The sequence below is a fragment of the Chamaesiphon sp. genome, assembly GCF_041738855.1.
GTDB lineage: Bacteria > Cyanobacteriota > Cyanobacteriia > Cyanobacteriales > Chamaesiphonaceae > Chamaesiphon.
The window spans coordinates 27,195-41,381 of sequence record NZ_JBGSPA010000030.1; the positions used below are offsets into that span (position 1 = coordinate 27,195).

General features: G+C 45.9%; 8 protein-coding genes and 2 pseudogenes. All 10 read right to left on the bottom strand.

What is annotated here, in order from left to right; genetic code table 11:
* Window positions 1-84 precede the first annotated feature (84 nt).
* On the bottom strand, window positions 85-3,285 hold the full coding sequence (locus ACEW9I_RS03865; RefSeq protein WP_373539052.1) for a DEAD/DEAH box helicase: 3,201 nt from the start codon (window positions 3,283-3,285) through the stop codon (window positions 85-87).
* A 2-nt stretch (window positions 3,286-3,287) separates the two neighbouring features.
* Complete coding sequence (locus ACEW9I_RS03870; protein WP_373539053.1) at window positions 3,288-3,443, bottom strand: hypothetical protein; 156 nt, start codon at window positions 3,441-3,443, stop codon at window positions 3,288-3,290.
* The gene (locus ACEW9I_RS03875; RefSeq protein ID WP_373539054.1) at window positions 3,440-6,568 is read right to left on the bottom strand and encodes a DUF1156 domain-containing protein; all 3,129 of its coding nucleotides are present in this window, start codon (window positions 6,566-6,568) and stop codon (window positions 3,440-3,442) included. The genes ACEW9I_RS03870 and ACEW9I_RS03875 overlap by 4 nt, the downstream gene beginning before the upstream one ends.
* A 185-nt stretch (window positions 6,569-6,753) precedes the next feature.
* Complete coding sequence (locus ACEW9I_RS03880; RefSeq protein WP_373539055.1) at window positions 6,754-7,464, bottom strand: hypothetical protein; 711 nt, start codon at window positions 7,462-7,464, stop codon at window positions 6,754-6,756.
* Window positions 7,461-8,342, bottom strand: a complete 882-nt coding sequence (locus ACEW9I_RS03885; protein ID WP_373539056.1) for a hypothetical protein — start codon at window positions 8,340-8,342, stop codon at window positions 7,461-7,463. The genes ACEW9I_RS03880 and ACEW9I_RS03885 overlap by 4 nt, the downstream gene beginning before the upstream one ends.
* Window positions 8,343-8,348: 6 nt before the next feature.
* Window positions 8,349-8,777, bottom strand: a complete 429-nt coding sequence (locus tag ACEW9I_RS03890) for a hypothetical protein (protein WP_310426569.1) — start codon at window positions 8,775-8,777, stop codon at window positions 8,349-8,351.
* Window positions 8,778-8,926: 149 nt separating this feature from the next.
* Window positions 8,927-12,154 carry an ATP-binding protein gene (locus ACEW9I_RS03895; protein ID WP_373539057.1) on the bottom strand — a complete coding sequence of 1,076 codons (3,228 nt, stop codon included), beginning with the start codon at window positions 12,152-12,154 and terminating at the stop codon, window positions 8,927-8,929.
* Between the two features lie 89 nt (window positions 12,155-12,243).
* Entirely contained in the window at window positions 12,244-12,750 is a 507-nt protein-coding gene (locus tag ACEW9I_RS03900) for a TniQ family protein (RefSeq protein WP_373539058.1), read from the bottom strand.
* Window positions 12,750-13,259: pseudogene (locus ACEW9I_RS03905) on the bottom strand (TniB family NTP-binding protein); the annotation flags it as partial. The pseudogene ACEW9I_RS03905 and the gene ACEW9I_RS03900, both read right to left, overlap by 1 nt.
* 4 nt (window positions 13,260-13,263) lie before the next feature.
* A pseudogene (locus ACEW9I_RS03910) lies at window positions 13,264-13,710 on the bottom strand (transposase); the annotation flags it as partial.
* Window positions 13,711-14,187: the final 477 nt, after the last annotated feature.

The following is a 14,187-nucleotide window of genomic DNA, read 5'->3' on the forward strand; positions in this document are numbered from 1 at the left end:
CTTGGATAAAATCCCCGATCGCGTTATTTGTAAGTCTTGAATATAGCCATTTAAAGTTCCGAGTTCAGATTTCAGTATTTTGACTTATGACTCGATTGAATCAGTTTGAGTTGCGGTAAGAGCAAGTAGCCGATCGAACAAGGGATCGCCAAAGGCTAGTAGACGGAGAGAAGAAGATCGCTCTTCAAATACTTCGGGATGAAAAGTAACTAAATAGGGCTTATTTTGAAAAATAAGTTGCCAACATCGATCGCCTTGAGGGCTGAATTCAACTCCTTGAGATTTGAGCAGTACAGAAGAGGTAAATAGAGCCTCAATCCGATCGTTAGTTAGGGTTATAGGGGCGAAAGGGCGGCTGGTTTCAGCTAAATCGGCGCGGACATCAGCTTCGAGCATTTCGTCGAGTGCAGGGCGGAGTGGAGGAGTGTCTAAGATCTGTTCAAACTCGGATAATAGTACATCTTCTTCTTCAGGGTCGGTACTCATGACAGCGCGTTCGATGAAAGTGGGGACTTGGGCAAGAATTGGTTGGAGGTTGCCCACGACGGTGGCAAAGGCATCGATGCGTTCGCGGAGTCGGCGATAGACTTTGGCTTCAACGGTGCCATCGTAGTAAAAATTGTGGATACGGACGGTGGGATAACGCTGTCCGATGCGATCGATCCGCCCGATCCGTTGCTCTACGCGCATGGGATTCCAGGCGAGATCGTAGTTAATCAAGATACCGCAGGTTTGGAGGTTTAAGCCTTCGCTGGCAGATTCTGTACAGAGGAGAATATCAATTTTGCCATCGCGAAATAGACTTTTGATCTTCTCTTTGGGGACGATTTTCCATTGACTATCCTGATAAAGTTCTCCCCCTCGCCCAGAATAACAGGCTACTCCGGTCGTGCCAAAGCTGGCTTGGAGGAAGTCTCGGAGATAGTCCATTGTGTCGGTGTATTGGGTGAAGACGATCGCACTATCTCGCGCTTGAAGTTCACACCTGAGTACTTTTAGGAATTGGGCACATTTAGTATCTTCTCCCGTGCGATCGAATTGTCGGAGTAAATCTTGTAAATATTCGATTTCTTGGGGATGGACTGATTCGGCTAGTGCTGCCAAACTATCGATCGCACTATCATCTAAATCGTCTAGTTCTAATAGATCGTCTACGCTCAGACTAGTTGGTTTTCCGGTGAGCAGATCGTTGAGACGGCGGGTGAGGGATTGTTGAATTGCGTAGAAGGAACTAGTTAAACGTTTGCGATACAGCGTCATCAGAAAGCCCAAGGCTTTACGATTTTGCTTTTGGGCGAGACGGTAAAAGTCGCGGACATAACTACTAACCGATCGATATAAATCTGCTTCACGCAATGGTTCGAGGGTAATTGCCACATCCCAGACTTCCCGTTGAGGGATGTCTTTAGCCAGTACGCCCAGGCGATAGTATTGGCGCAGAGTATCTCGCGTGTGGCGAAACATTAGATCTTTAAGTGGGTTATTGGCTGTTAGGAACTGGCGCGAGGCGGTGATAAATGTCTCATCAGCCAGCAGTTGACGGGGATTGGTGATTTTGCGCCCACGTTGCCAGGTATCGGAGAGTTTACTGGCTAAAAGTCGATCGCGAGATTGCCAATATTGCTGAATGCGCGGACAGGGTTTACCGCCGCTGGTAAAGTAATCGACAGATAATTGTTGCCAGAAGGCGAGAATTTGTGGATCGCCGCTTTGGGTTAGGTATTGGAAATAGTTGCAGAAGTTATCGCCGTATTGCCAATGTCCGGTTAATCCCAATAGGTGCAGTAAATCGAAAATCTCGATCGGATCGATCTGCATTGGGGTAGCCGAAAGCAAGAGTAAGGCTTGGGTGCGATCTTTTAATTGGCGCATCAACTCTAGGAGTCGATTGGGCGTATCTTGACGGTTTTGGGGGGATTTTCGACGGGCGTGGTGGGCTTCATCGAGGATGACTAAATCCCACGGCTGAGAGGCTAGGAGTTCTCGCATCCGATCTTGACGACGGACGAGGTGGCTGGAAGCTAGGATCAGATGATGACTATCCCAAGGATTTTCTGTGAGGGGGATGGATTGCCCAAACGGATCGAGGAGTTCGCCTTGGCTGAAGCTGTGGAAATGGAGATTGAATTTTTCGCGGAGTTCGCTTTGCCATTGGGGTTGAACGCTGGCAGGTGCGAGAATCAGAATGCGTTTGGCTTTTTGGGAGACGAGGAGATAACGGAGAATTAAGCCCGTCTCGATCGTTTTCCCCAAGCCTACTTCATCAGCAATCAGCGAGTTGCGGGGAAATTCGGCGACGTAGCGGTAAAGGATTTTGAGTTGATGCAGCCAAGGTTGAATTGGGATGGAATGGAGAACATAGGCAAGACAACCAGGATCGGTATGGAGATTGTGGAGCCGTTGAAAATCTTCGATTTCAGCAACTGTGGGACAGGCATCTTGCCTGTCTTTAAAGTCCAAACTATCATCAATTACTGGCGGGATTGAATTAACTTCATCAGCAGGAAGTTGACTAGGCGCGATCGAGCGTCCATCAAATTCTAGTTCCTGCTGCCAAATCGGAGCTTGCTTGGGCGTATATCTCAGCAACCGTTGGCGGACGGCATCGGGGATAGTAAATATCGCTACATTGGGGGTTTGGTTCGCCCACAACCGATCGAATCGTTCTGCTTCGAGTTCCACCCGTTCCCGATCGCGTCCGCCTTCCCAGTCCAGATAGACATGGAAGGATTCGACATTGGCATACCAACCACCGAGAGATTCATTATTGGAACCGCTGAACGCCAATCGATCGCCATAACTATCGGTGATAATCCCCACTTTCTCGTGGAATAAGCGTTCTGGTGCGAGCTGAGTAATGGGATCTTCTGGGGAACCATCAGATTTTAGGGGGATGGCAATGCGGAGATCGAGATAATTGTGTTCGATCAACCAACTGAGTAACTCGAAGTGCTTGAGTTGGCTCCAGTTTTGAGGTGGAGTCAATGCTCGATCGAGTGGCGCATTGAGAGCATCCCGTAGGCTATAGCCTTGACGGATCGCTATGATATCTTGGGGGCTAAATTGACAGCCCATAATCAACCGAATTTTGCCCTGCTGGGCAAGCATCGCTCCAATCCCCCGTGCCACACTACTGAGAATCGCACTATTAAAGAATCCAGCCTTGCGATCGTATTGACTGGCACGTTCGAGAGCGGGAATATAAAAATCGACGATCGGATTGTGGGTATCGCTGGCATAGCCAATTCGCCAAGGATAATCGCGGAGCGCAGGAGGATTAGACATGATTAAAATAAGGATTGCTGAACGGTGCCCAAATCTAATTCCTGTTGAACGTAGATTACTTTCGCCTTAATCTCATCCATTGCCAGCCACAGATCGGCGAGAGCTTGTTCTTCGGGGATGCGTTTTTTACTATCTCGAATTAGGGGAATTACTTTCAAAGTGACTCGATCGCGAGTGCCAATTGACGGGCATCATCAAAGGGAAATTCACGGGCGCGGAAGGCATCCCAAGCCAGTAGATACCAAATCGTCAGGGGATCGAATCCGGCGGTATCGATGTGGGCGAGTTTGCGAAAGCGATAGTTTGCCACGGCTTTACGCGCTTCGGTAAAAGCCTCCTCTGGGCGGACTTCCTCACCGCTACTATTGAGAATCGGGTAATGGCGCGAAAAGACATTCAGCGCGGGGCCAAATGCTGACAGATAGAGGTCGATTCCATCAATATCGTTGGCTTCAAATTCGGGGGCACGTTCTTCGACCAAATTAGCCACCTCTGGGCGCAAATCCTCCCACCACGCGCTACCAGCATTGGGATCGCGTTTCCGACAGACGAGCAAGACAGTACTAGAAACCGAGTTTTTCTGAGCTTGGTGGAGGTTTTGGGGATTTTCGGTACTGACAGCCCAAGACGCGGTAATTTCAAACCCCGCATCAATCAAGGATTTGGCAAGAATGTCCCACGCTCCAGAATCTTTGTGGTTGAATTGGACGGTCATTACTCCATCATCTCGGAGGACACGATAGTATTCAGCAAAAGCCAGAGCCATCTTTGCTTCATAATCTTGGTTTGCAAGTTCTTCGGGGCTGCTTCCCATGCCCCGAAAGCGAGAGGGATTAGCAACGGCTTCCCGATCTTTATCGGTTAGTTCTGACCAAAATAGGTCAGGAAATATATCGCCTAAAGTCCGTTTTTGCCAAACATAGAAAAAGTCTGAAAGCTCGGCATATTGAATCGTTGAATAATAAGGTGGATCGGTGATAACAACATCGACAGAACTATCATTAATATGAAATAGAGCATCAGCAGAAGCCATTACAATACTAATTTTCTCTGGTTCCAAATTTCTAATTGTATCTGTACCTGTGGCTTGGGCATCCTGCCCAAGATATCCAAATTCATCAGAGATATTTAGATTTGATATATTTGAGGAGTTTGACAGGTTTGACAGGCTGGAAGCCTGTTCCACAATTTGCTTGTCTTTTTCTGATAATTGCCAGAAGAATGGATATTCTTCAGTTACCGAGCAGAGATTAGCCTTGACAGGATTTTGTCTGATATATTCCCAAGTGTTTAAAAACTCTCGTTCATCTCTAATAATGCGATCGAATCGACTATCCTGCCATACTGTACCAATATGAGTCATCACCTTAGCAACCTGCTTTGCAGTATAACTCTTGATACTATGTAAAATACTACTGAGCGACCAATACTCTTCTGGTGATTTGGACAGTGGTTGGATTAACAGATGAACATGATCTGGCATGATAACCACAGTATAAAGCTGATATCTTTGCCCATCAAAAAACTTACAGGCATCTAAAATAACTTGTCTGGCGGCTGATGTTAACTCTAGCCGATCAAAGGTATTAAAAGTAATAAAATAGATAGAGCCATGCAATTCCCAATGAGGAAGTTTTCCCCAGTTGCTATAACCAATCTTCAAATTAGGATCTCCCCTCAAATCCTCACCTGTGGGCTGGGCATCCTGCCCAGCATTATCATCAATACATAAATCAAAATCTGTTTCAGTTAAATTTGAGATGGTTGCTGAATTTGATGGGTTGGACAGGCTTCTAGCCTGTCCCACAGGTTGCAGGAGGTTATTAATACTTTGATTTGCTCCAACTAAGGAACAGAGATTTTGATAATCTGAAGTAAAAGCATCAGAACACCAATTCCATAATTCTCCAGCACCACTAACTTCAGGATAATTCCACATTAAATTGAGAGAATGTTGTGCTGATGCTCTCTTAGAACCAGCCCTAGATGAATCCCAACTAGCCAATCTACAATTCATATCAGCACATCGATCGAGTACCAATGCTAAATAAGTTGCGATCGCATCCACTCGATCGGGTTCATATTCAAGTCTCAGTTTTTCCTTTGCCTCATTGATAATTCCTACATAAGTAACCAATGTCAAAAGCTGACGGGGATTAAACAAATTAGACCATTTATAAATCCCATACCTAATTAATTCATCTGTTTTTGAACCGATCGAGATTTGAGTCTCAGGTAATTTATCATTTGTTTCTAAGGTCGAAACAGCTTTTTTAATTCCATTAATATCTAGCTTTGTAGGAGTTCTAAAATCGAGACTAGTTTTACCTATATGAAATGCAGTGGCATAAAGTTGATGTCCAAAATTACCGGATTGCGCCTGTGATTTAATTACTCCATCTTCAATCACACTGTCACAATTAGGACATTTCCCAACCCCACGACTAATAGTAGTCGTCGTACTCGGATCGTATTCCTCTCCTGACTCAAGCACGATCGAATCACCCTTCCCCTTCTTCCCTTTCACCAATTCAAAATCCACCCGTTTCTGCTCAAGATTCGGAATCGGGCGCACTGCATACCAATCACTAGTAATTTTCCGAGCCTGTCCCTTCCCAGCGTAATTACTCGTTTTACTCAACCACCAATTCGGACTTAATGGCACAACCGACTCACAACTCGGACATACCACCGTATGCGCCCACAAATAATTCTGCACCGTCTCATTCGGCTCAGAGGGAAAAAACTCCGCCAACCGCTTCTCAGCCTCATCCCCAACCCACTTCACCCACTTATCGATATCGTGCTGTAAATCGGGGCCAAACTTGAGCGGAAATTCGATAGCAGCTTTCATCGTTACCACCGCCACCGGATTCAAATCCAAAGCCAGCACATTCAACCCATACCGCGCCGCCTCAAACGGGATACTCCCACCCCCAGCAAAAGCATCCAACACCGTTGGCGTAGAAGTTCCCCACATCCCCTCGCACAAAGCATGAACCTGTTTGATGCGCTCTGGTGAAGGCGGCGTTTTGTATAGCTTCGTCTCCTTGTTGCGATATTCCCGCTTCTCCAAGCCCAATAGATACTCAAACTCCTCCATTGACACATCCGCAGGCAAAATCGAACCCAACACCGAAGCCCGACTGAAAGATAACGGCTTCCGCGAATACCACCGATGCAAACCCTTAAAGGGATTCCCCCCATTCTCGTAATACACCTGCTCATTGAGCAACTTAATCGGGAAAATCTTTTCGATGAAAACAGGCTTACGTTTAGTCATGGGGAATCCGAGAAGGCACAGAAAAAAGGCAATTCAGCCTATCTGAATCATAACCTTCGACAGCAACTATGTCCCTCAATCTGCTACCAACAAAGATCTTTCATAGCCAAGATTCTAAAATTCTTGTGGGATGGGCATCCTGCCCATCTTAACCATGCCTAATACCAAACCTCATCAAACCCCCTCTAATGTATAAGCTGACGCTGCTTGACGATGCGATCGCGTCTAGTCTTGACTAGTTGAGGTAAATACTGATTTTTCTCATCCTGTCCGGCAAAACCCAAGCGATTGTAGATCGAACCCCCAATCCCAGGAATCAATTCTCCTTGCTCATTACGATCGTCGTCTTCAGCAAAGTAGAAAAACTGAAACTTATTGGCAAGATCGGGACTAAAGGATTCGGCTAAACTTTGTTTGGCTTGATGATAAATAACTGGTGCAACGATGAAGATTTCTTGAGGATCGATTTTTTGAATCAGATTTTCTAGATTAGTCCGAACGACACAAGCCCCAAAAATTACCGACTTAACCACAATTAAGTAATTAACCTGCTCTGTCGTCGGTTCTTGGTACTTCTTGAGAATGGGTGCCACAGTCAGCTTCAGATCGTCAAAAACTTCGCGCTGATTCCAAAAGCAAGCAAAATCAAGATGCGAAACCTTAGCTTCTAACCGTTCCAAGATCCCTTGGGCAAGAAAATCGGCATCTTCCACCGTCGCCGCTAGATAAACCCTCGATCGCTGCGGATCGATTTTAGCTAGTAAAACATCACCCAAATTTCGCCCCAAGGATAACATTGCCTGCTTATAATCATCAGGCGAAGTTGCTCGATCGGCAATGCGATCGAGTAATTGCTTAGTTTCCGCTCCGGTGAAATCTGAGTAGATTCGAGTCATAGTAATTTCTCTAAATCTTCAAAACTCTGAGGTTGATATTGTTTGACCCGTGCTTCAAATCTCCGAAAGTCTGGAGAATCCACACTGTAAGGCAAGTGTCCGGTTTCCAACCCATCGAAGTAATCCCACTCAAACACTCCTTTAGCAAAGCTAAATTTAAAGTCTGAGATCTGAGTTAATATCAAGTTTACTTGAGGATCGATCTCCATGTCACGATCGAAGATACGAATATATACGGGATGATAACGCCGATACTGTTCGAGAATGCCGCGCACTGACGGATCGGTACAAGTCAACCAAATCGAGAGCAAGGACGTTGCTAAATACTCTAGCTTGTCTGGTTCAGGCTGCTCGAAGGCAGAAAGATCCGATAATCCGGCGCGAAACTCAGGGCTTTGTTGAATCAGTCTGACTATATTTGGTTCGTAGGGAAAATACAAGACCTCTGTGAAATTGTGCAAGCCAGAGGGCATAGTCGTCTGGAGACTTTGCTGTAACTCCTGAGTCGAAACAACCAGAAATAATCTACAGTCGATCGAAAGATACTCGTTAAGCTGTTTTTGGCATTGAAAATCACGCTCGATCGAATTCTTGCCACCGCCCCAAGTAATCGTCCGAACATTCTTGAGTTGATAGTGTTCTCTGATGCCGTCTAAATCGATAATCAAATCGTCTACAAATGCTTTGACCTGACTATGTAGCTGAATTACCGCTCCCGTCTCAATTACAGCCTGTGCCAGCGTCACTAATTTGTAGATCGCAAAACTATCTTCGTACCGTCCGCCCTTCTGAGCATTAATCCCGCCTCGGTTTTTGTAACCCAAGTAGTCCCACGCGGCAGCGTCGAAGCATTGGATAATATCTGACTCTGTGTACATGAAATGTTAATCGCCCAATAATACCCGAATTGCCCGTAAAGCACGATGCCTGTCACCATTACTCACTTTAGCAAACCAGTAGTGCGCCTCCTCATTACTCATCGCCATTACACCCGCTGTAATATTGGCAATCCGTTCTAACTTCGACAAGGGTTGGAGAGCTTGAAACAGTAACGCCAAATTGACACCCGATAACTCTGTGAGAACATAGGCGTTTTGGCGAGAGTGTTTTAATGTCTTGGGATCGTAGTTATTAACCTTGAGACAGTCATACACCGCTTGCCGTGCTTGTACCAAAGATTGTCCCTTCAGCCGCCCAACTCGCTTGGCAGCAGGGCGACGTTTTTCCCCCGCTTGCTTGTAGGCGCATTGGTATAGCTCCAGCGCAAAATTATTATTGTCGATCGGGACAACCCGCAGTTGAAACTCTTGCACGACAGACTCTCCAGGTAACATTTCTATTCTCTCCCCTTCCCGTCCTTTGGTCTAGGGGAATGCAAACAAATTTAAGCCTGACTCAGACAGGCAAGATGCCTGTCTTACAGATGATTGTGGGACAGGCATCTTGCCTGTCATCCACATCCTCAGTCATAAACCACCGTCACCGCTAGATGTCCCCGTTCGATCGGATTTCTGCCCAGTGTCTGCTCGATCGATTGCATTTCCGTTCCTTCCGGTAAAACTGGAGTAGCAAAATTCAGCCGCATCTTCAGTGAAACCTCCGCCCGCATCTCTGGATCGGTCAAAAAGGTATTCACCGAACTAGCTAAGGTTTGGAAGCCCTTAATCTCCCCCTGATATTCCAACCGCAGAAACCGCTTGCCAGTTTGAACGGTGACTAATTGGTCGATTTCGATCGGGAAGCGCATCAATAAGGGTAAGGCAGTAGTCAGCTTGCGGTAGTCTACAATCTCGGAAACTGTTAACTCTAAGCTCTCAACGGCGGCAATTTTGCGATCGTGGACTCGATCGCGCCACTCATTGAAAATACTATTCAAACTACCCACTGGTAGCTCCACAGGGTTAATTTTGACCGCATAGACACCCAATTGAGTTGCTACCAGAGGATCGCCGATTTCCCCCTCACTGCGATAAGAAGTCCACTGTACTGCCTTAGCTTCCTGCGATAGCACCTCCCCATCGCCATAATCAACCACCAGTTTAAATAAGCTGGTACTGGTAATCTCGCCCGTATATTCATCCGCCGGACGGAAACTATTGGGAACTAAGATCCCATCTTGAAACAACTGTACGTCGATCGCGCCGATCGCTCGCCATTTGACTCTGACAGGTACTTTCTGACTATCTGGCTCCCCTGGTAAAGTTTGGGCACTAAGTTCGATTTCACGGGGGACTGGTAGTTGGAGAATCCCACGTCGATACAATACCTGGCGATCGGAAAATTCAATATTATCGGGAATAACCACCTTGGCTTGGGGCGTATTGATATACACGCGATCGCCCATTTTTAGATCCCACTGTCCAGCTTCTAAGCCAGCGCGAATAGTCGATCGCAGTTTGAGGATCTCGCTTTCCACGAAGAAATTGAGTCCCAAATCTTTAGCAAAAGCTTCCTTCAAACCCTTGGTGGTAATTGACTCCAATCCTGGCGACCAGACTTTCTGCAAAATGTAAGCAGGGGCGTAGTTAGGCGCATCATCCGCCCGAATTTTCTGACAATCTTTTAACGCCTTGAGAATCACATCTTGGTTATTTTTACCCTTGAGATCGCTAGTATCCTGCACGGGTAAGGTATAGTGCATCAACCCTTTAGGAGCTTTGATTAGATCTTGGGCTGGGTAAAATAAATGGCGGTAAGCATTCGATAGAGCAATCCGCACTCCCAAATCTAATTCCCCTTCCTTCTTTTTCAGTTGCTTCTGCTGACTTTCCGAGAGATCGGCTAGTCGGTGTTCTGATTTGAGAATATTCTTAATTGCTAGAAACTCCCGCGCTAGTTCGCTGGCTCGTTCTAAGTCAACTTTATTAGCGACTAGGAACAACAACCGATTGCGAAAGATCCGAAACTTCCCAGATTCTCCCGTTTGCTGAAAAATCTGCTCGATAATTGTTGGCGCAGGATCGATCGAAGATGTGACCATCGCCTCCTGAAAATCGATGATAGACAGGGTAATTTCATCGGCGTTATCATCTACATCACCTGGACTAGTAGGGGCTGGTACGAGGCGGAAATAGCGGGTAGAGAAGATCGAATCTCGACGTTTTCGCAGTTCCTCCTTTGCCTCACCACGTCCAACTTGTTCTTTCTCCTCCGCCACAATCTTATTGATCGATGGTTCTTCCTTGAATCGAGCGATCGTTAAAACTGGATCGAAGTCCAGATACCAAGCTACCTCTGTCAATCGTTCCAATGCTCGATCGACGAAATTAGTATCGCCTCCTGGCATTAGCAATGATAAATTTAACTCGGCTTGGCGAATCCCAGCAACAATCCCTTGATTGATCGAATGGAGAAAAATCGTTCGCCCTACCCAAGTAGAAAAAGGAGACTTTCCGGCGGCTAACCACTCCCGATCCTGGATTTGGGCATGAGCCTCGCGCCCACTGGCATTATACAAATCTGCCTGAATCGGTAGGCGCATCAGTGGACGTTGTAGCCGCGAAGTCAGTTCATTGGTAATCTCATCATCGATACCTACAGGTAAATGATGAGGGTGAATCATCGGCAAAGCAATTCCCTCTCGCCACAGATAGCGAGTCGCGATCGCAAATAGTCGCAGTGCCCCTCGCGTCCGATTGAAGTTGGGAATTGAGGCAATCTTTTTGGTTAATAAATTAAATAGTTCGGGATGAATCGGATAGCTAGCTTCGATCGTTTGAGTATAAGCTGCATCTTTACAGCCATCGGGGAGATGGGCACGACTCGATCGATAGGCTTGCAGATATTCCTGAGCAGCTTTTTTAGCAGCTTTATCATCGACGCTACTAAACAGCCGCTGTTTAACAATGTTGTAAATTTCCAGATCGGTGCTAGGAGTCAGAATTTTTTCCTGTCGCGCCGAAGCCTTGATCGCTTCTTGTAATTCCGTGGTGTCATCGGCAAAACTATCACTTGCAGAAGCTAGGGAATAGACAAATACTAGATTCTGACAGGAACCTGCTAAATCCATCAGCGCGAACAAAAATGCCACCACTTGTCCGGCTAGATCGCTATTACCGACCTTTACCGCCTTGGCTTTACGAAGATACTGAGCAATTTCATCAAGTACGATCAGCGTCGGTCGATCGCCAATCAATCTTTGCAATACACTAGTGCCAGGACTAACTTTTTGTTCGTCCGAACCCCGTAATAATTGATAGCCATCAATTCCCCCAATTTGATAAGCAATCTCACCCCAAAGCGTATAAGTCGAGATACCTGTATCAGCGTGAAAGTCACCATTCGTCGGGTCTAAATCCTGCCCTGAAATCGCCGCAATCTGCATCGGGCTAATCGGAATCTGTTCCAATCGATCGGTAAATCGATCTAACCCTGGAATTTGTCTCCCTTGCCGTGCCAGATGCCAGAGCGCAATTTCATCGTGGGTTTTCCCACCACCGAAGCTAGTTTCTAACCGAATCACTGGCGATCCTACCGTTGTACCAGTTAGTCTGCCAAAGACTTCCGCAATTAAAGTCTTTAAACCCGCTGTGGGAAAAGTGTTAGCAAAGAAAAGTTCTGGGTTCTGATAAACTGGCGGCGCATTACCATCAACAACCAGCTTGAGCTTGGCTGCAAACAAATCCAGAGACAGCTCTCCCGATAATATTTCTGTTCGTGGAGTACAAGTATCTAAAATTGACAACAGCATGATGCTTTTTCCCTTAAACCAATCTCACCTTGGTCTATTGTGGGTTGAAAAGTCTCAAAGATCTACAGTCTAAAGGAGAATTGTCAGATCTAAATCGACTTCTGACATTCTTTTATCTCCCCAAAGGACGTAAAACACCGCTGGCACCAACCATCCACCCATAAAGCCGGAACTTTAAACCGCGCTCCACACTTGGGACATTCAGATAACAACCTCAATTGATGCTGATGACATCGATCGACACTCTTCAACTGCCACTCAATTCGATGATAGGGCGATTCGCCATAACAAGCCCCACATAACCGAATCGGTTCCATTTTCATCCCCATTCCCTCTGGTGGCAGCATCTCCATCAATCTCTCAACCTCAACACCCACAACCACCGCTAAAGCAGCCAATTGACTCGGAGATGGTGGCGGATTAAACCGAAACTTTTCCCATCGGGAAATTACTGTAACACCAAACCCCGCCGCGCTAGCTAGTCCACTTGGAGTCAAATCATTCGATCGACGAAACCGACCTAAAAAATGACTCAAACTCTCTCCAGGTAAAGGTTCGATCTGAAATAACCAAGCTTGAATCTCCTCAACTTCCATTATCTATACTCCGCTGACACTTCCTTCAACGTATTCACATCGATCTTTACCAAACCCTTCTTGAGCGATCGAATTGCCGCCTCTCGCAGAATCATATCCATCAACCCGATATAACCGCCAGTAGCCTCACCCAGAGTCTTTATCATCGTCTTCCCCGTCAGATTTGATGGAGTAGGCAACCGTAACACCTGCTGCTCCCAAATCTTCACCGTCCGCTCAAAATCTTCCCCCGACAACTTCCCAAACCGATAACAAGCCCGAAACCGATTGTAAACTTGTTCATCTCGCTTAATCACTGCATCCAAGCGATCGGTACCCACCAAAATTACCGAGATCTGTAAATTATCAAATATATCCCGCACCTCCGCAAAAGTTTTCGGTTTAAGACGATCTGCTTCATCAATAATCAACATCTCCACCTGACAACCTTTAATCACATGTATCGTTCGATCGCGCATTTCTGCGATTCGTCTCTCTCTTGTCACTTTATACTTCAAATGATTTAAAATCGCATTGTTGAAGATGATTCGATTTAAAATCAGATCCACCATCGGTATAAAAATGCTTTGGTAAACCATAAGTTCCCCATTCTTTATGAAGTCCGTATTCTTCGCCATACTGCTTGGGTAAAATTGCATGACGTAATGCCAATGCAATAAGTTGAGAACTCGGTGCGTTATATCCCAAATTAATTCCTACGATGCAGCGGGAATAACTATCAATCACCGTTGTTAGCCAAGGACGAGCTAGTAATTTACCCTCTGAATCTACCAACAAAATATCTGCTTCTGTGTGGTCGCACTGCCAGACTTGATTGCTATATTCAATTGATAGATCCTTGCCATCACGAGTTTTAACAGACAATCGATCGCCCCGCCACCCTGGACTACGAATACTTTTTGCCTTCTCTTGTCGATCGATAATTAGTTGCAGTATCCGATATACAGTCATGTGGGATGGTGACAATGCAGATGGAATTACTGGTGCATTGGCATCAGCATCAGTCGTCGATGCGATTGGGTCAAGAGGACTTAGATTTGAGTCATTGTTATGGATGAGCATAGTCGATCGATTACTAACTCCATTTTAAGTATAAAACAACTACGTTAGGATAATGACAACTAGGATGTTAATTTTTACAGCATCGATTTGTGCTGAAAATCAGTAAGATAGAGCTATCTGATTAAAATAGATCGTTCAAAAATGTTATGGCAATGATGATACTAATTACTATTCCGACAGTTGACACTTAATCCGTTAAATATCTGTGATTCCAACTAGTTAAATCGGTATGATAGCAGTCGCCACATCGGTTAAGACACTCTAGATCTCAGTCCGCGTAGCGATGCGCGATACGTAGGCTTTGCCGAGGGTTTAGCGACCCAAATCACGCGGAGGTTCCCTCCGCATGTGTTTGGGTCAAGACAGCGCATCAGC

Bases quoted from the DNA above. Each gene is read 5' to 3' on its own strand.
- ACEW9I_RS03875 (WP_373539054.1), bottom strand. From the start codon at position 6,568: ATGACTAAACGTAAGCCTGTTTTCATCGAAAAGATTTTCCCGATTAAG.
- ACEW9I_RS03865 (WP_373539052.1), bottom strand. From the start codon at position 3,285: ATGTCTAATCCTCCTGCGCTCCGCGATTATCCTTGGCGAATTGGCTAT.
- ACEW9I_RS03880 (WP_373539055.1), bottom strand. From the start codon at position 7,464: ATGACTCGAATCTACTCAGATTTCACCGGAGCGGAAACTAAGCAATTA.
- ACEW9I_RS03900 (WP_373539058.1), bottom strand. From the start codon at position 12,750: ATGGAAGTTGAGGAGATTCAAGCTTGGTTATTTCAGATCGAACCTTTA.
- ACEW9I_RS03895 (WP_373539057.1), bottom strand. From the start codon at position 12,154: ATGCTGTTGTCAATTTTAGATACTTGTACTCCACGAACAGAAATATTA.
- ACEW9I_RS03885 (WP_373539056.1), bottom strand. From the start codon at position 8,342: ATGTACACAGAGTCAGATATTATCCAATGCTTCGACGCTGCCGCGTGG.